The organism is Agrobacterium sp. 20P9.1.2 (assembly GCF_057799395.1).
This window is the reverse complement of the sequence record NZ_JBYOKI010000003.1, coordinates 460,605-476,782: the sequence shown is the minus strand read 5'-3', so window position 1 is coordinate 476,782 and position 16,178 is coordinate 460,605. Positions and strand designations below refer to the sequence as shown.

Annotated in this window: 17 protein-coding genes and 1 tRNA gene; 15 read left to right on the top strand and 3 right to left on the bottom strand. The window is 57.2% G+C overall.

All coding sequences use genetic code 11. The features are described from left to right. Nucleotides 1–2 precede the first annotated feature (2 nt). Nucleotides 3–1,298 (top strand): bifunctional diaminohydroxyphosphoribosylaminopyrimidine deaminase/5-amino-6-(5-phosphoribosylamino)uracil reductase RibD, encoded by a 1,296-nt coding sequence (ribD, locus tag AC27VJ_RS11630; protein WP_488684149.1) that lies wholly within the window; start codon nt 3–5, stop codon nt 1,296–1,298. Further along, entirely contained in the window at nt 1,298–1,915 is a 618-nt protein-coding gene (locus tag AC27VJ_RS11625) for a riboflavin synthase (protein ID WP_488684148.1), read from the top strand. Before ribD ends, AC27VJ_RS11625 begins: the two co-directional genes overlap by 1 nt. Here the strand turns inward: AC27VJ_RS11625 and AC27VJ_RS11620 are convergent. Continuing rightward, complete coding sequence (locus AC27VJ_RS11620) at nt 1,881–2,414, bottom strand: GNAT family N-acetyltransferase (RefSeq protein WP_488684147.1); 534 nt, start codon at nt 2,412–2,414, stop codon at nt 1,881–1,883. The two genes, AC27VJ_RS11625 and AC27VJ_RS11620, sit on opposite strands and share 35 nt — an antisense overlap. A gap of 186 nt (nt 2,415–2,600) precedes the next feature. On the opposite strand from AC27VJ_RS11620, the gene ribH reads away from it, so the two are divergent. From ribH to AC27VJ_RS11600, 4 genes are all read left to right on the top strand, one after another. Further along, nucleotides 2,601–3,047, top strand: coding sequence for a 6,7-dimethyl-8-ribityllumazine synthase (gene ribH, locus AC27VJ_RS11615; protein WP_062449984.1), 447 nt, complete (start codon nt 2,601–2,603; stop codon nt 3,045–3,047). A 4-nt stretch (nt 3,048–3,051) separates the two neighbouring features. Continuing rightward, nucleotides 3,052–3,549: a transcription antitermination factor NusB gene (nusB, locus tag AC27VJ_RS11610; protein ID WP_113087812.1), complete on the top strand. Its 498-nt coding sequence runs from the start codon at nt 3,052–3,054 to the stop codon at nt 3,547–3,549. An 18-nt stretch (nt 3,550–3,567) separates the two neighbouring features. Further along, a complete protein-coding gene (locus tag AC27VJ_RS11605; RefSeq protein WP_488684146.1) occupies nt 3,568–4,797 on the top strand; it encodes an MFS transporter in 1,230 nt (409 codons plus the stop codon). A 201-nt stretch (nt 4,798–4,998) separates the two neighbouring features. Continuing rightward, a complete protein-coding gene (locus tag AC27VJ_RS11600; RefSeq protein WP_488684144.1) occupies nt 4,999–7,137 on the top strand; it encodes a sodium-translocating pyrophosphatase in 2,139 nt (712 codons plus the stop codon). Between the two features lie 234 nt (nt 7,138–7,371). Here the strand turns inward: AC27VJ_RS11600 and AC27VJ_RS11595 are convergent, their stop codons facing one another. Next, a complete protein-coding gene (locus AC27VJ_RS11595; RefSeq protein ID WP_113087809.1) occupies nt 7,372–7,911 on the bottom strand; it encodes an outer membrane protein assembly factor BamE in 540 nt (179 codons plus the stop codon). 218 nt (nt 7,912–8,129) lie between these two features. On the opposite strand from AC27VJ_RS11595, the gene AC27VJ_RS11590 reads away from it, so the two are divergent. The 9 genes from AC27VJ_RS11590 to AC27VJ_RS11550 all read left to right on the top strand — a co-directional run bounded on the left by AC27VJ_RS11590 (nt 8,130) and on the right by AC27VJ_RS11550 (nt 14,587). Next, nucleotides 8,130–8,735, top strand: a complete 606-nt coding sequence (locus AC27VJ_RS11590; protein ID WP_488684340.1) for a ubiquinol-cytochrome C chaperone family protein — start codon at nt 8,130–8,132, stop codon at nt 8,733–8,735. Beyond that, nucleotides 8,735–9,298 (top strand): YceD family protein, encoded by a 564-nt coding sequence (locus tag AC27VJ_RS11585; protein ID WP_488684142.1) that lies wholly within the window; start codon nt 8,735–8,737, stop codon nt 9,296–9,298. The genes AC27VJ_RS11590 and AC27VJ_RS11585 overlap by 1 nt, the downstream gene beginning before the upstream one ends. A gap of 100 nt (nt 9,299–9,398) precedes the next feature. Then, nucleotides 9,399–10,460 carry a phosphate acyltransferase PlsX gene (gene plsX, locus AC27VJ_RS11580; RefSeq protein WP_113087959.1) on the top strand — a complete coding sequence of 354 codons (1,062 nt, stop codon included), beginning with the start codon at nt 9,399–9,401 and terminating at the stop codon, nt 10,458–10,460. A 3-nt stretch (nt 10,461–10,463) separates the two neighbouring features. Further along, complete coding sequence (locus AC27VJ_RS11575; RefSeq protein ID WP_113087807.1) at nt 10,464–11,435, top strand: beta-ketoacyl-ACP synthase III; 972 nt, start codon at nt 10,464–10,466, stop codon at nt 11,433–11,435. Between the two features lie 144 nt (nt 11,436–11,579). Next, nucleotides 11,580–11,918: an integration host factor subunit alpha gene (locus AC27VJ_RS11570; protein WP_062587057.1), complete on the top strand. Its 339-nt coding sequence runs from the start codon at nt 11,580–11,582 to the stop codon at nt 11,916–11,918. A gap of 165 nt (nt 11,919–12,083) precedes the next feature. Further along, a complete protein-coding gene (locus AC27VJ_RS11565; protein WP_488684141.1) occupies nt 12,084–12,614 on the top strand; it encodes a MerR family transcriptional regulator in 531 nt (176 codons plus the stop codon). 203 nt (nt 12,615–12,817) lie between these two features. Further along, a complete protein-coding gene (locus AC27VJ_RS11560) occupies nt 12,818–13,525 on the top strand; it encodes a nuclease (RefSeq protein ID WP_488684140.1) in 708 nt (235 codons plus the stop codon). A 65-nt stretch (nt 13,526–13,590) separates the two neighbouring features. Further along, nucleotides 13,591–13,676 (top strand) — tRNA-Leu (locus AC27VJ_RS11555). Between the two features lie 299 nt (nt 13,677–13,975). Next, nucleotides 13,976–14,587 (top strand): SGNH/GDSL hydrolase family protein, encoded by a 612-nt coding sequence (locus AC27VJ_RS11550; RefSeq protein ID WP_488684139.1) that lies wholly within the window; start codon nt 13,976–13,978, stop codon nt 14,585–14,587. A gap of 69 nt (nt 14,588–14,656) precedes the next feature. Here AC27VJ_RS11550 and AC27VJ_RS11545 read toward each other — a convergent pair whose 3' ends face one another. Continuing rightward, on the bottom strand, nt 14,657–16,117 hold the full coding sequence (locus AC27VJ_RS11545) for a TrkH family potassium uptake protein (protein WP_353579239.1): 1,461 nt from the start codon (nt 16,115–16,117) through the stop codon (nt 14,657–14,659). Nucleotides 16,118–16,178: the final 61 nt, after the last annotated feature.

The window sequence follows — 16,178 nt, the reverse complement described above, 5'->3', positions numbered from 1 at the left end:
TCATGAAGACCCGTGCCGATGATGAACGGTTCATGGCACGGGCAATCGAGATTTCCCGCCGCCATACAGGCCTCACCGATACCAATCCTTCCGTCGGCTGCGTTCTTGTCAAGCATGGCGAGATCATCGCCGAAGCCGTGACCGCCACTGGCGGGCGCCCGCATGCGGAGCGTCAGGCGTTGGAAATCGCGGGCGAGGCGGCGAGGGGTTCGACGGCCTATGTCACCCTTGAACCATGCTCCCACTTCGGCAAAACTCCACCCTGCGCCAACGCGCTGGTGGATTTCGGCGTCGCCCGCGTGGTCGTCGCCGTGGATGACCCGGATGAGCGCGTTTCCGGGCGCGGTTACCAGATTTTGCGTGATGCTGGCATCGAAGTCGAGACTGGTTTGATGCGTGCTGAGGGTCAGCGTGTATTGGCCGGGTATCTCACGCTAAAGGTGAAGAGCCGCCCGCATGTGATTTTGAAACTTGCTGTTTCCGCCGATGGCATGATCGGTCGCGTTGGGGAAGGGCAGGTGGCGGTCACCGGGCCGGAGTCGCGTCAGGCAGTGCATGAATTGCGGGCGCGGTGTGACGCTATTCTGGTTGGGATTGGAACGGCGATTGCGGATGATCCGGAGTTGACGGTGCGGATTGCGGGGCTGGAGCATCGCTCGCCGGTGAGGATTGTGTTGGATCGGCGGTTGGAGTTGCTGTTAGGGTCGAAGCTGGTGCGGACGGCTGGGGACGTGGGTGTTGTGGTGGCGCGGATAGTGCCGAGCCCGGAGCTACCCCCCTCTGCCCTGCCGGGCATCTCCCCCACAGGTGGGGAGATCGACTCGCGGTTGGCAGGTCGCCCTAATTGGGAGTCGATAATTGACGCGTCGACCTCAGATGCGTCTTTAGCGGCTAACACTGAGAGTAAGATGTCCAGCGAGGCTAGCGCCCAGCCGATCTCCCCACCTGTGGGGGAGATGCCCGGCAGGGCAGAGGGGGGTAGCCACACCCACAAACGCCAACAACTTGAAGCCGCCCACGTCGAGGTCTTAGAAGCGCGCACCCTCGCCACCCTCCTCAACATTCTCGCAGACCGAGGAATGTCCGAACTTCTGGTCGAAGGCGGCGCCCACATCGCAAAATCCTTCCTTGAAGCCGGTCTTGTAGATCGTATCCTATTGTTCGAAAGCCCCGTTATCATCGGCGCTGGCGGTCTTGAAACCCCGCTGCGCCGCGCCGATATCCCACAAGACTTTACCTTTGTCGGTGAGACCGCTTACGGGCCGGATCGCTGTTTTGAATTTGAAAGGCCGCTTTGATGTTTACCGGAATTGTTACCGATGTTGGAACCGTGTCTGAGTTGGAGACGCTGCCGGAAGGCGTGCGTTTGCGCGTTGCGACCAATTACGATCCCAAGACCATCGATATCGGCGCATCGATTTCCCATGGAGGCGTGTGCCTGACGGTGACGAAGCTGCCCGAGACGGGAAGCAACGAGCGCTGGTTCGAGGTCGAGGCATGGGAAGAGGCGCTTCGCCTGACCACCATTGCAAGCTGGACCAAGGACACCCGCGTCAATCTGGAACGCGCGCTGAAAATCGGTGATGAACTCGGTGGTCATATCGTCTCTGGCCATGTGGATGACAAGGCCGAAATTCTGTCGATCGAACCGGAAGGTGAGGCGGTGCGCATCCGGCTTCGTGCGCCCGAACATCTGGCGAAGTTCGTCGCGTCAAAGGGCTCCATCGCGCTGGATGGCACGTCGCTTACCGTCAACGCCGTCAACGGCACGGATTTCGACGTCCTGCTCATCCGTCACACGCTGTCCGTTACCACATGGGGCGACCGGCAGGCGGGCGATTTCGTGAATTTCGAAGTCGATACCATGGCGCGTTATGCGGCTAGGCTGGCGGAGTTTCCGTCCGCGAAAGAATGACGATTTCGCCATTGTAGTTCGTGCGGGCCGTCTCGACAAAACCAAGCTTGTCGGCCAGCTTCAGTGAGGGGCCGTTTTCAGGGTGGACGATGGCGGTCATGGCCATCTCGGGAAACTTGCTCTCGGCCCATTCCACCAGTGCGCTGAGCGCCTCAAAAGCATAACCCTTGCCGTGGCTGTCTGGAGACAGCAGCCAGCCAGTCTCCAGCGTGCCTTCGATTGAGGGTGTGATGTTTCGGCGGACTTCGTGGAAGCCCGCTTCGCCGATCAGTTTACCGCTTTCTTTCTCCTGAATGATGAGAAAACCGAAGCCGAGGTGGTGCCAGTGACCGGCAGCGCGCAGGAGCCTCGCCCAGGTCTGCTCACGGGTGGACGGCGCGCTGCCGATGTAGCGCACCACAGCTGGATCAGCCCAGAGCGCGACATAGTCTGCGAAGTCATCAATGTGGTGCGGCCTCAAAAGAAGGCGCGATGTTTCGATTGTCGGAATGGTGGGCAACCTGAACTCCTGGGGTTATTTCCCGAATCTAATCAGATTCTTGTTGCGATCAAACCATGGAATTTTACGGTGCTGTGCGGTTCCTCGAACCTGCCATGCGCGAAAAATGCTTGCTAAAGCACGCCAGCCATGGTTTGACCGCGCCAAAAGCCGGGATGATCCGGCGCAGCTTTTCAGGAAATCCCCATGTCCAAGCCTCACCTTCTCATCGTGGAAGCACGTTTTTATGACGATATGGCCGATGCTCTTCTCGATGGCGCGAAATTTGCGCTCGATGAAGCGGGCGCCACCTATGACATCATCACCGTTCCGGGCGCGCTGGAAATTCCGCCTGCCATCGCCATGGCGCTGGATGGTGCGGATAATGACGGCACGGAATATGATGGCTTTGTTGCACTCGGCATGGTCATCCGTGGCGAAACCTACCATTTCGATATCGTTTCCAACGAATCCTCGCGTGCGCTGATGGACCTCGCCGTCAGTGAATCGCTGGCCATCGGCAACGGTATCATGACCGTCGAAAACGAAGATCAGGCCTGGGCGCGCGTTCGCCGTTCCGACAAGGACAAGGGCGGCTTTGCAGCCCGTGCAGCGCTGACCATGATCGAACTGAAGAAAAAACTGGGTGGCTAAGAGCATGACCAACACCGAAAATGGTTCCGAGCCTCGCCAGCCGTCCACGAAGCCTGTCAACCAGCGCGGCGCTGCGCGTCTTGCTGCCGTGCAGGCGCTGTATCAGATGGATGTTGGCGGCACCGGTGTGATGGAAGTCGTCGCCGAATATGAGGCGCATCGGCTTGGTCAGGAAGTAGACGGCGAGACCTATCTCAAGGCTGATCCGTCGTGGTTCCGTTCCATCGTCGCTGGCGTCGTGCGCGACCAGACCAAGATCGACCCGCTGGTGCGCTCTGCCCTGCAGGAAGACTGGCCGCTGTCGCGTCTGGACACCACCGTTCGTGCAATCCTGCGCGCAGGAACCTTCGAAGTTCTGGAACGCAAGGACGTTCCGGTGGCTGTGATCGTCACCGAATATGTCGAAATCGCCCGTGCGTTTTTCGAACATGACGAGCCGAAACTGGTCAATGCGGTGTTAGACCGCATTGCCAAGCAGGTGCGCGGCGAGGCAAAGCGCTAAGAAACATTCGAGGAAGACATGAGCGCTGTTTCTGTTCCAGGACTTGAACATCAACTGAACGAAGCCAAGCGCAATGTCTTCCTGCTCACCATGGCGCAGGCCATCATGGGCTCTGCCGCGCCGCTCAGCTTTTCCATCGGCGCGCTGGCGGGTTATCAGCTTCTCGGTGCGGACAAATCTCTGGCCACCGCACCGCTCACCGGCTTCAATATCGGTGTCGCTCTCGGTGCCATCTCCGTTGCTCTTGCAGCCCGCTTTCTCGGGCGCAAGGCCGGGTTCATTCTGGGTGCGCTGCTCTGCTCCACCGGTGGCGCCCTTGCGGCGGTTGCGCTGTTTCGCTCCGACTTCTGGCTTTTTGCCTTCGGCCTGCTGCTGATCGGCATTTCCGGCGGCTTCACGCAGAAAATCCGTTTTGCCGCAGCGGATGCGTCGCCATCCTTCTACAAGCCAAAGGCCATTTCCTGGATTCTGGCAGGCGGAGTGATCTCGGCCATCGTCGGGCCACAACTGGCGATTTTCGGCAAGGATTTGCTGGCGCCAGTGGTTTTCGCAGGCGCGTTCATAGCGCTCATTCCGCTTGGTATTATCGCCGCCATCATCTTTTCATTTCTAAAATTGCCTGAGCTGAAAAGCGCGTCTTCGGCGTCGCAACCGGCACGACCGTTAAAAGAGATCGTCACCACCCATCGCTTCGTCACCGGCATGGTCTGCGGCATCGGCTCCTACGCCCTGATGACATTCATGATGACGGGTGCGCCGCTGGCCATGGTCATCGGCTGCGGCTTTCCGACGGAACTGGCTACGCTCGGCATTCAGTGGCATGTGCTGGCCATGTTCGGGCCAAGCTTCTTCACCGGCATGCTGATTTCCCGTTTCGGTGCGGAGAAGGTCGTTGCAGCCGGGCTGCTGGTTTTAATGGCCTGCGCCGTCGTCGCGCATATGGGCATCGAGCTGTGGAATTTCTGGGCGGCGCTCATTCTTCTGGGCATCGGCTGGAACTTCGGCTTCATCGGTGCAACGTCCATCGTTTCGTCCAGCTATCGCCCGCATGAGGCCGACAAGGTGCAAGGCTTTCACGACATCGTCCTGTTCGGCACCGTTGCGCTTTCGTCCTTCGCCTCGGGGCAGGTCTTCACCGCCTGGGGCTGGTCGGTCATGAACCTCGTCATCTGGCCGGTTGCCGGCACCTGCCTTCTTCTTCTGATTTTCCTTTTGCTGAAACAGAAGCCCGTTCAAAAACCAGTCTGAATCAGGGCGATAAGCCATTCGTCGCGAATCTTCGGACTTGACGTGGCGGGTTTCGCCAACGCAATCTCTGCTCGCAGGCCATTTTTCCTTGGGAGGGGAACAAATGGCTCACCTTGGCGTCAGGGATCTACACCCTGCGCCCCGCATGGTTTCGCCCGCCGGGGAGGGAGTGAGAACCCGGCACACAGGAGGTAAGTGCGAATGACCGTCATTGCATTGGTAATTTTATGCGGTGTCTTGTCCGTGGTTTACGCGGTCTGGGCAACGAAAAGCGTTCTGGATGCCGACCAAGGCAGCGAGCGCATGCAGGAAATCGCAGGCTATATCAGGGAGGGCGCGCAGGCCTATCTCGCTCGTCAATATCTTACCATCGCAATCGTCGGTATCGTCGTTGCCATCGCTGTCTGGTTCTTTCTCTCGACGGAAGCTGCCGTCGGCTTCGTCATCGGGGCGGTACTATCGGGCGCTGCCGGTTTTGTCGGCATGCATGTGTCTGTGCGCGCCAACCTTCGCACGGCCCAGGCCGCATCCCATAGCTTAGCGGCGGGTCTCGATATCGCCTTCAAATCCGGTGCCATCACCGGCATGCTGGTTGCCGGTCTCGCACTATTGGGCGTCTCCATCTATTACCTCGTGCTGACGGCAGGCCTTGGCCATCCGGTCGGCTCTCGCGCCGTCATCGATGCGCTGGTCTCGCTCGGCTTCGGTGCATCGCTGATCTCGATCTTCGCCCGTCTCGGCGGCGGTATCTTCACCAAGGGTGCGGATGTTGGCGGCGATCTCGTCGGCAAGGTGGAAGCGGGTATTCCGGAAGACGATCCGCGCAACCCCGCCACCATCGCGGACAACGTCGGCGACAATGTCGGTGACTGCGCGGGCATGGCTGCGGACTTGTTCGAAACCTATGCCGTCTCCGTCGTCGCAACCATGGTTCTGGCGGCAATCTTCTTTGCGGGTGCGCCGATCCTTGAAAGCGCCATGCTCTACCCGCTGGCAATCTGCGGCGTGTGCATTCTGACGTCGATTGCCGGCACGTTCTTCGTCAAGCTCGGCACCAACAACTCCATCATGGGCGCGCTCTATAAGGGGCTGATTGCCACCGGTGTCTTCTCCGTTGCCGGTCTTGCGGTCGCAACCTCGCTTACCATCGGTTGGGGCTCCATCGGTACCGTTGCCGGAATGGATATTACCGGCACCAACCTGTTCTTCTGCGGCCTTGTCGGTCTGCTGGTGACGGCGCTGATCGTGGTGATTACGGAATATTACACAGGCACAAACAAGCGCCCCGTCAATTCCATCGCGCAGGCCTCCGTCACGGGCCATGGCACCAACGTCATTCAGGGCCTTGCCGTGTCGCTGGAATCGACGGCACTTCCGGCCATCGTCATCGTCGGTGGTATCATCTCCACTTATCAACTGGCAGGCCTGTTCGGCACCGGCATCGCGGTCACTGCCATGCTTGGTCTTGCGGGCATGATCGTCGCTCTGGATGCCTTTGGACCGGTGACGGACAACGCTGGCGGTATTGCCGAAATGGCCGGTCTCAACCCGGATGTCCGCAAGGCGACGGACGCACTGGATGCCGTTGGCAACACCACCAAGGCGGTAACGAAGGGTTATGCCATCGGCTCGGCTGGCCTCGGTGCACTGGTGCTGTTTGCAGCCTATTCCAACGACCTGTCCTATTTCGCGGCCAATGGCGATACCTATCCCTACTTCAAGGATATAGGCGAGATTTCCTTCAGCCTGTCCAACCCTTACGTGGTTGCTGGTCTGATCTTCGGTGGTCTCATTCCCTACCTCTTCGGCGGCATTGCCATGACGGCGGTCGGCAAGGCGGCAAGCTCCATTGTCGAAGAAGTCCGCCGTCAGTTCCGTGAAAAGCCCGGTATCATGCAGGGAACGGAAAAACCGGATTACGGCAAGGCCGTAGACCTGCTGACAAAAGCGGCGATCAAGGAGATGATTATTCCCTCGCTGCTACCGGTTCTGGCACCCATCGTCGTCTATTTCGGTGTGCTGCTGATCTCCGGCTCCAAGGCCTCGGCCTTTGCCGCACTCGGCGCGTCCCTGCTGGGTGTCATCATCAACGGCCTCTTCGTCGCCATCTCCATGACGTCGGGCGGCGGTGCCTGGGATAATGCCAAGAAAAGTTTCGAAGATGGCTTCATCGACAAGGATGGGGTGACGCATCTCAAGGGCTCGGAAGCGCATAAGGCGTCCGTGACGGGTGATACGGTTGGCGATCCCTACAAGGACACAGCCGGTCCTGCCGTCAACCCGGCCATCAAGATCACCAACATCGTGGCGCTGCTGCTGTTGGCGGTTCTGGCCCATTGAACAAGTGCGGGTTAGGGGAGCGAGATGGACTCGTCGCCTCCTCCTCTCCGTCACCCCGGACTTGATCCGGGGTCCCGTGCGATCAAGTCCTCGATCGCAAGAGAGCCTTTCGCCACGCGGACGCGCGGCTACTGGATACCGGCTCAAGGCCGGTATGACGGAGAGAAAGAGCCTAGGCATAAAACAAAAAAGCCCGCGATCATCTCGCGGGCTTTTGCATTTCCGTCTGTTGGATCAGAAGCCGCTGCCGTTGTTGCCGCTCTGGCCCAGAATGCTCTTCGCGATACCAGCGCCCGCGGTGCCGCCAGACAGCAGCTGTTGCAGGAAGGTGAGGTCCTTGCCGCCTGTTGGCGTGGTGCGCGAAATCGTATCGAAGACCTTGCCGTCTTGCAGCGTGTAGTTCGCTTTCTGCGAAACGACGCCGTTCTTGTCGAAATAGATGGCCAGAATGTTCTGCTCTACCAGCTGCGGCTTCATGAAGGCGGCTTTGCGCACGCGCTTCTGGGAGATGTAGTAGAACACCTCGTTACCGAAGGTCGCGGTGGTGGAGGGCGTGCCCATGGTCAGCAGCACCTGTTCACGGCTGGAGCCGACAGGAATAAGCTGCAGCGACTGTTCGTCAGCCACGTAACCATTGTGGAAAACATCGGTGGTGCTGGAGCAGGCCGTCAGCAGGCTGGATGCGATGACGATTGCCACGGCAGTCTTGCTGAAAAACGTGGTCTGCTTTCCGGATTTCTGCTTGCTCACCTGCGTTTCCCCGACTGCGATCATGAATGGCACCTTCCGGTATGCTTACGTGTGTACCGCTTCTGTACACACGATTATGTCAATCCGGGGACAGAAAATCCCCGCTTCACAACGGATTGCAATGGGTTTGCGAAAATAACGCCTCCTCCGACGCTTCTCTTCGACTGTTGCAGCCCAACGATGAACGTGACCTCAACGGCATTGCAATTCTTGGATGCTTCGGTAAACCAGCTTTGGCAATCATGCAACAAGGGCAATGGGCGAGACGCGATTTCGTCGATCAATATTCGGAAATTTCGATGGTCTTCGGTCTTTTCAAAAAGAAAAACGGCAATCGCGCCATCGTTGACAGGCAATACGCGGCCCTGACGACGGCTGGGCGCCAGCCGGGTTTCTATCTGTATCTCAATGTGCCGGATACGGTGATGGGCCGCTTCGAGCTTCTGTCCATCGTCATGATTCTTTATTTCCGTCGCACAAAGTCATCCTCCACCAGCGGGCAGGAGATTGCGCAGGAGATTGTGGATGCGTTTTTTCAGGATCTCGACCATTCCATGCGGGAACTGGGAATTGGTGACCAGGGCGTGCCCAAGCGCATGAAGAAATTCGCGGGCATGTTCTATGGCCGGCTGGAATCCTACGCCGCAGCACTTGATGGCGACGATGTCGAGGCTCTTGCGGCAGCCCTTGCACGCAATATATATCCCCAGTCAGAAGCAACCGCTGCAGATATGCGCGGCCTTGCCAACTGGATGGTGGCAGCCGCCGATGCATTGTTGGCGCAATCGGAAGAGTTGGTCGTGACGGGACACGTTACGATGCCGGCCCCGGATTTTAAGAGGTTTTAATGAACTCGCACAACGCGGCCAATGATGACGTACCTTTTTCCTACCCTGTGAAGGTAGGTCATATTTCTGCCAATCCGGTGAGGATTGGTCTTTCGGCAAACGCGGACGAGTTGAAGGCGTTGGCGAAACTGTGGGACGTATTGTCCGTGGAGTACCTGAAAAGCGAATTGCAGGTAACCCGCTGGAAGAAGGATGGATTGAAGATCACAGGTGATGTGCGTGCCGCTCTGACGCAGGCCTGCGTCGTGACGCTGGAACCGGTCCCAAGCGTGATCGATGAAAAGATCGAGCAGATTTTCGTGCCGGAAGGTTCAAAGCTGGCGCGTCTGATGCCCAATGAGCAGGGCGAGATTGTTCTTGATCCGGATGGCCCGGATATTCCCGATCAATTCAGCGGTGACACCATCGACGTCGGTGTCGTGGTGGCGGAATTCGCGGCACTGGCCATCGATCCCTATCCCCGCAAGCCGGATGTGGATTTTGCCGAATTCGGCAATGAAAAGGTGGATGCCGACAAAAAACCATCGCCTTTTGCGGTGTTAAAAGACTGGAAAAAAGACTGAATGCGGTGGGTCAAGCCCAACAATTCAGTTGTAAGCGAGCGTGGAAACGGTATTTTCGCGCAAAATTCCACCGCACGGCGGTAAGAAGGATCAGGGACGAGTGATCAGAATAGCAATTGACGTCATGGGCGGAGACTTTGGCCCTGATGTTGCCATACCCGGCGCTGCCAAGGCACTGGATCGGCATAACGATGTGACCTTCCTGCTGTATGGGCAGAAGAGCAGATGCGAACCTATTCTGGCGCAGTATCCCAAACTTCGCGACAATTCGCAGTTTTTCGATTGCGAAGTCTCCGTTGCCATGGACGAAAAGCCGAGCCAGGCGTTGCGCCGTGGCCGCTACGTCTCCAGCATGTGGCGCTCTATCGAAGCGGTAAAGCTTGGTGAGGCCGATGTTGCCGTCTCCGCTGGCAATACCGGTGCCTTGATGGCGATGGCAAAGTTCTGCCTGCGTACCATGGCGCGGGTTGAACGTCCGGCGATTGCAGGCATATGGCCAACGCTGAGAGGCGAAAGCATCGTTCTCGATATCGGCGCTACCATCGGTGCCGACTCGCAGCAGCTGCTTGATTTTGCAATCATGGGCAGCGCCATGGCGCGCGCTCTGTTTGATATCGACCGTCCGACGGTTGGTCTCCTTAATGTCGGCGTCGAAGAAGTTAAGGGCCAGGAAGAGGTTCGCGAGGCAGGCCGCCTCATTCGCGAAGCCGATCTTGCGACCATCGATTATCGCGGCTTCGTCGAAGGTGATGATATCGGCAAGGGCACCGTGGATGTCGTCGTGACTGAAGGCTTCACCGGCAATATTGCGCTGAAGGCGGCAGAAGGCACGGCAAAGCAGATTACCACGCTGCTGCGCGAGGCGATTTCCCGAAGCTTCATCGCCAAGATCGGTTATCTCCTCGCCAAGAGCGCATTCGATGTGCTGCGCGAGAAGATGGACCCGCGCAAGGTCAATGGCGGCGTGTTTCTCGGTCTGAACGGTATTGTCATCAAAAGCCATGGCAGCACGGATGCTCTTGGTTTCGCGTCCGCCGTCGATGTGGGCTATGACATGGCTCATAACGGCCTGACAGCAAAAATAGAAAACGATTTGAAGGCCTACCACGCAAGAAGGCTTCCGCCTCCGGAACCTGAAGCGCTTGTGGCTGATGAGGAATAAGAGATGATCCGCTCAATCATACGAGGTTTCGGTGCAGCGCTGCCAAAGCGCGTCATGACGAACCAGGACATTGAAGCGATCGTCGAGACCTCGGACGAGTGGATCGTTCAGCGCACCGGCATCAAGCAGCGTTACATCGCGGGCGAGGGGGAAACCACCTCATCGCTCGGCGAACTTGCTGCGCGTGCCGCGCTGGAAAATGCAGGCATCAAGCCTGAGGAGATCGACCTCATCATCGTAGCCACCTCTACGCCCGACAACACCTTTCCGGCAACGGCGGTCAACATCCAGAACCGTCTTGGCATTACCGGCGGTTTTGCGTTTGACGTACAGGCGGTTTGCTCCGGTTTCGTCTATGCCATGGCAACGGCGGACCTTTACATTCGCGGCGGCATGGCCAAGCGCGTGCTGGTTATCGGTGCGGAAACATTCTCCCGCATTCTCGACTGGAACGACCGCACGACCTGCGTTCTCTTTGGTGACGGTGCGGGTGCCGTGGTGCTGGAAGCCGGTGAAGGCGAGGGCAAAACCTCCGATCGCGGTATTCTGACCTCCAATCTTCGCTCCGATGGTTCGCACAAGGATAAGCTTTACGTCGATGGTGGCCCGTCCACGACAGGCACAGTCGGCCATCTGCGCATGGAAGGCCGTGAGGTTTTCAAGCACGCAGTCGGCATGATTACGGACGTGATCGAAGCGGCCTTTGAGGCAACCGGCACGACAGCGGACGATCTGGACTGGCTGGTGCCGCACCAGGCAAACCGCCGCATTATCGACGGTTCAGCCAAGAAACTCGGCATTCCAACCGAAAAAGTCGTCATCACGGTTGATCAGCATGGCAACACCTCTGCCGCCTCCATTCCGCTTGCACTGGCTGCTGCTGCGTCTGACGGACGCATCAAAAAGGGCGATCTGGTGATGCTGGAAGCCATGGGTGGCGGTTTCACATGGGGTGCGGTTCTGCTGCGCTGGTAAAATTCGCTTTACGAAGCGGTGTAAGCCATTGCCACCATTGCTGGAAATCCCTAAACGATTCTAGAAACTTTGCTTGACCGGTCGCATCAAGGGCAATAATCTTGAGCGGCTTCAACGAGACAAAAGAGAGCGGTGCGGGGAAATATGGCCGGGAAAACAGTGACACGTGCGGATCTAGCCGAGTCTGTGTTTCGAAAAGTGGGGTTGTCCCGAACCGAATCCGCCGAACTGGTTGAAACCGTCATCGACGAGATTTGCAACGCGATCACTCGCGGAGAGGTGGTCAAGCTTTCTTCCTTCGCTACCTTTCAAATCCGTGAAAAGAACGAACGTATCGGTCGCAACCCGAAGACCGGTGAGGAAGTCCCGATTTCTCCCCGCCGCGTCATGACCTTCAAGGCCTCCAACGTTTTGAAGCAGCGCATTCTCAAGGCGCACTCGGCCCGCAAGGCAAAGCAGAAGAGCCAGAAGTCCGGCTCTTGATGCGTTTATTTTCGTGCGGTCACTTCGATTTCTGCACGCAGCGCTTCCTTATCTCTTGTGAACATAGTTGAATTTCAACTGACAAGCCGTTGAAATAAGGACGATTCGCATCGTACCTTGTTTCGTGTTTTGGAATCCAGCCTCTGGTCTGGATGGGAGTTGAACGTGGATAAAAGCCCCGACGCCTTTCGAACGATCAGTGAAGTGGCCGATGATCTGGACCTGCCCCAGCACGTTCTTCGTTTCTGGGAAACGCGCTTTCCGCAGATAAAGCCGATGAAGCGCGGTGGGGGCCGCCGCTATTATCGGCCTGACGACGTTGATCTGCTGAAGGGCATTCGCCACCTTCTCTACGACCACGGCTATACGATCAAGGGTGTTCAGAAACTCCTCAAGACCAATGGCAACCGCTTCGTCTCGGCCATCGCCTCGGGCGACATGGCGACGATGGAAGCCATCATGGCCGCCAGCGGCGAAACCGTCGAGCCACGCGTTGCCAATGCGGAAGAAGACGAAGTCGTCGGACGCCCAAAGGCCAAGCCCAGCGGCCGTTTCTTCGGCTTTGGTGGTGCCCAGGATGAAACGCCGGAGATTTCCATCGGCAAATCCAGCATCAGCAAGGACGACCGCGCCCTGCTGCAAGAGGCGCTGTTCGACCTTCTGGAATGCAAACGCCTGCTGGATCAGGTGCGTTAATCATTCTTCTTCGTTACCTTTAGCTGTCGCAGGCAGCCCAAGGCTTTGGGCTGCTTAGAGTTTTTGCGCCGCGACTGACCGATGGCTTTTATGTCGGTTTATTCGTTTGTGGATAAACCCACTTTTTGAGTGGCATTTATCTCAAATGCCAACCTTTCGGAAACTCCTTGGACCGATAATGCGCGCGGACAAGGAGTTTTATCGTGAGCAAGAGAAAACCGACAAGCCGCCGCCGTTCATCTGCAAAGTCTGGTGGCTCGGGTCTGTGGTCCTGGCTGTTGCTGTTCGGCGTCGCCGTCGGCGGCATTCAGGTCTATGAGCACCGCGACAGCCTTTTGCCGCAGTTGAAAGGCACTGTCGCCTCGGTTTCCAAAACCGTCGCGCCACAGACCAAGCCAGCGACGCGTGATGTTGCGTCGGAAAAGGCAAGGCCAGCTCCCACGCAAACGGTAGCGCTTCCCGCCAGCGGTGCGCCGGTACCGCCACGTGCCATCGCCATGCCTTCCGGTGCCGCATCGACACAGATGACGGCTGCCACGCTGCCTTCGCCACGTCCGCAGGTCCAGAATGTCTCCCTCAACGAAAAGCCCGCCACCTTTGCCTTTTGTGGCCGCTCCGGCCTTAACAATTGCGTTGCTGACGGCAACACCTTCTGGCTCAAAGGCGTGAAGATGAAACTGGCCGGTATAGACGTGCCACAGACCGACCAGGCCCGCTGCCTTGAGGAACGCCAGAGAGGCTTCACCGCTAAGGTCCGCCTGCGCGATATGCTGAACTCCGGCGGCTTTCAAGTCGCGTCTTCCGGTGGTGCATCCACTCTATCGAGGTCCGGTGTCTCCTTTGCCGACCAACTGGTGCGCGAGGGACTGGCCCGGCCAGTGGGCGCGAGAAATCAATCCTGGTGTGGTTAAATCACCTCCACACCCTCACGCCCCGTTGACCACAGCCGCCTGCGCTGTGTAGATAAAAACCGCAAGCGGACGTGGCGGAATCGGTATACGCAGCAGACTTAAAATCTGCCGGCCCCTGGTCTTGCGGGTTCAAGTCCCGCCGTCCGCACCAGCTTTTGGAAATAATTCAGCGATATTTATTTTATAAGAATTTTCTTGTGTTAGATAGAGTGCTCTCCAAGATAGGAGTTTCTAGCCGGTATGGTCGCCTTCTTCAAATATCGGTGTCATCCATAAAACTTCATTTTAGTTTGAACTGGGACATTTTTGAATAAGCAGAGAAGCCATGCGACACTTTATACCTTGGGCGAAAGCCATTCTCTCTGGAACTTTGCGGGTGTAGCCGGCGCTAAGCTGTTTTGGCGCGGTCCCGTCACGATGCATAGGGTTTCCAGAGATGGAATAAAGTCCGTGATGCCGAAAAACTGTCAGCCGACCCCAAAAGACATTTTTGTACTTTCATTCGGAGAGATTGACTGCCGGGTCCATATAGCAAAGCAAGCGTTCGCCCAGGGGACAACAACCATACAACAGGTTGATCTTTTATGTAATAGGTTCGCTGTTGCTGTCGAAACGTTCCGAGGACAATGTCCAGCTCAACTTGCTATCGCCTGCATTCTTCCGCCGGCCCGTTTCGGGCTCTCGCCTGAAAATTATCCTTCCGCAGAAGCATCCTTCGATGACGCGAAGGCTATTCGCGATCAGATGAATTACCGTTTATCTCAAATGGCTCCACTGGTAGATTTTCGAGCGTTTTTTACCGACCGTGATGGAGCGCTGAATTACAATTTATCAGATGGAAACGTTCACATAGATAGTCGAAATGCTCAGCCTGTCGTTGATGCCTTGAATAAACTCTTCGATATGGAGTTTGTAACGACGAAACCGAGCTGGCCAAATGTCAAAGCGATGATGCATCCTGGTTATGTTCCGCCATTCAAAAGATTTCGGAGACGTATTAAGGGCATATTGTTTGCGCCTTTCCGAAAGATAAAATCCTTTTTTGTCTGCACCTCTCGATAGTAGTTGGTACAGAAACTGTCTAAAATTACATTCCAGTTTTATTTCATATCCCTAAGGGAGTAATCGCGCTCAACCCTTCCAAAACAGCGGCATCAACAACACCAGCACCGTCAATATCTCCAGACGGCCCAGCAGCATCATCAGCGATAGCAGGTAGAGTGCCGGGTCGCTGATGGTGGAGAAGTTGCCGGCGGGGCCGATGATGGGGCCTATGCCGGGGCCGACATTGGCCAGTGAGGTGGCGACGGCTGAGGTGGCGGTGAGGAAGTCGTAGCCCATGGCGCTCATGGCCAGGCTGCCGCCGATCCAGAGGGCGAGGAAGCAGCTCAAAAACAGGAAGACGTTGCGAATGGTTTCGACATCCACGACTTGGGTGCCGTAACGTACCGTATAGACGGCATCTGGATAGAGCAGCTTTTTCAGACCGGTCTTCACGACATTATAGACGATGACGAAGCGGTAGGCCTTGATGCCGCCTGCGGTGGAGCCGGAACAGCCGCCCATGAAGGTGGCAAAGAAGGCGACGACCACGACGAATGGTCCCCAAAGCGTATAGTCATCGCTGGCGAAGCCGCCCGTCGATAGAATCGACGTCATATTGAAGAAGGAATGGCTGAGCGCGATGTCGAGCGGCACGCCATTTGTGATGTGGTGATAGATGCCGACGGCAAGTGAAATCGCGCAGAGATAGCCGATGAAGACTCGGATCTGCGGATCGTAGAGAATATCCATGCGCCCGCGCACGGCGAGCAGGATCATCACCGAAAAGGGCAGGCTTCCGAGGATGAGGAAGAATGTCGCGATCCACAGCAATGCGACATTGTCGCCGAAGAAGGCAAAGGATGCGTCATGGGTGGAAAAGCCGCCGGTGGCGACAGCGGACATTGCGTGGTTCAGCGCATCGAAATGCGTCATGCCTGCGAAATCGAAGGCGATGGTACAGGCCAGCGTCATGACGACATAGATGCCGATGAAGGCCTTGGTGAAGCTGGCCAGCCGCGCAAAAGGGCGGTCATTGGCGGTGTCGGATGATTCCATGCGGAAGAAGGTCATGCCGCCGACGCGCAGCAGCGGCAGGATGAAGAGGCCGAGCGCGACAATACCGATACCGCCCAGCCAACAGAGCAGCGAGCGCCAGATGAGAATGCCTTGCGGTGCCTTGTCCAATCCCGATATGGCGGTGGAGCCTGTCGTGGTGATGGCGGAGACGGATTCGAACATGGCCTGCCCGAAACTCAGATTGAGTTCTGAGAGATAGAGCGGCACAGCGCCGATCAGCGAAAAGACCAGCCACAGAACATTGACCAGCAGAAAGCCGAAGCGTTTGTTGAAGGTCGGCATCGGCGCGCGGGTGGCGAAGGCACAGGCCAATGACAGCCCGCCGCACATGAAGCCGGATATCGCAAACACCGCCCAGTCATTATTGCCGTAATAAAGATCGGCCATGGCGGGAATGAACATCGCCGTGGCCATATAGAGCCCGAATATCGACGCGATATAGAGCACTGCGCGCAGAAGGTTGCTGTTCAATAAATGGAACCTTGATTGGTTAGAGTCTTTCCAGGCTGGATAGAAGCAGTCCGCGCGGGCA

What these genes read in the sequence shown, in the direction of transcription:
- AC27VJ_RS11585 (WP_488684142.1), top strand. Translation starts at nt 8,735, where the DNA reads ATGAACTCGCACAACGCGGCCAATGATGACGTACCTTTTTCCTACCCT.
- AC27VJ_RS11590 (WP_488684340.1), top strand. Translation starts at nt 8,130, where the DNA reads ATGCAACAAGGGCAATGGGCGAGACGCGATTTCGTCGATCAATATTCG.
- AC27VJ_RS11570 (WP_062587057.1), top strand. Translation starts at nt 11,580, where the DNA reads ATGGCCGGGAAAACAGTGACACGTGCGGATCTAGCCGAGTCTGTGTTT.
- AC27VJ_RS11595 (WP_113087809.1), bottom strand. Translation starts at nt 7,911, where the DNA reads ATGATCGCAGTCGGGGAAACGCAGGTGAGCAAGCAGAAATCCGGAAAG.
- AC27VJ_RS11575 (WP_113087807.1), top strand. Translation starts at nt 10,464, where the DNA reads ATGATCCGCTCAATCATACGAGGTTTCGGTGCAGCGCTGCCAAAGCGC.
- AC27VJ_RS11625 (WP_488684148.1), top strand. Translation starts at nt 1,298, where the DNA reads ATGTTTACCGGAATTGTTACCGATGTTGGAACCGTGTCTGAGTTGGAG.
- nusB (WP_113087812.1), top strand. Translation starts at nt 3,052, where the DNA reads ATGACCAACACCGAAAATGGTTCCGAGCCTCGCCAGCCGTCCACGAAG.
- AC27VJ_RS11605 (WP_488684146.1), top strand. Translation starts at nt 3,568, where the DNA reads ATGAGCGCTGTTTCTGTTCCAGGACTTGAACATCAACTGAACGAAGCC.
- ribD (WP_488684149.1), top strand. Translation starts at nt 3, where the DNA reads ATGAAGACCCGTGCCGATGATGAACGGTTCATGGCACGGGCAATCGAG.
- ribH (WP_062449984.1), top strand. Translation starts at nt 2,601, where the DNA reads ATGTCCAAGCCTCACCTTCTCATCGTGGAAGCACGTTTTTATGACGAT.
- AC27VJ_RS11600 (WP_488684144.1), top strand. Translation starts at nt 4,999, where the DNA reads ATGACCGTCATTGCATTGGTAATTTTATGCGGTGTCTTGTCCGTGGTT.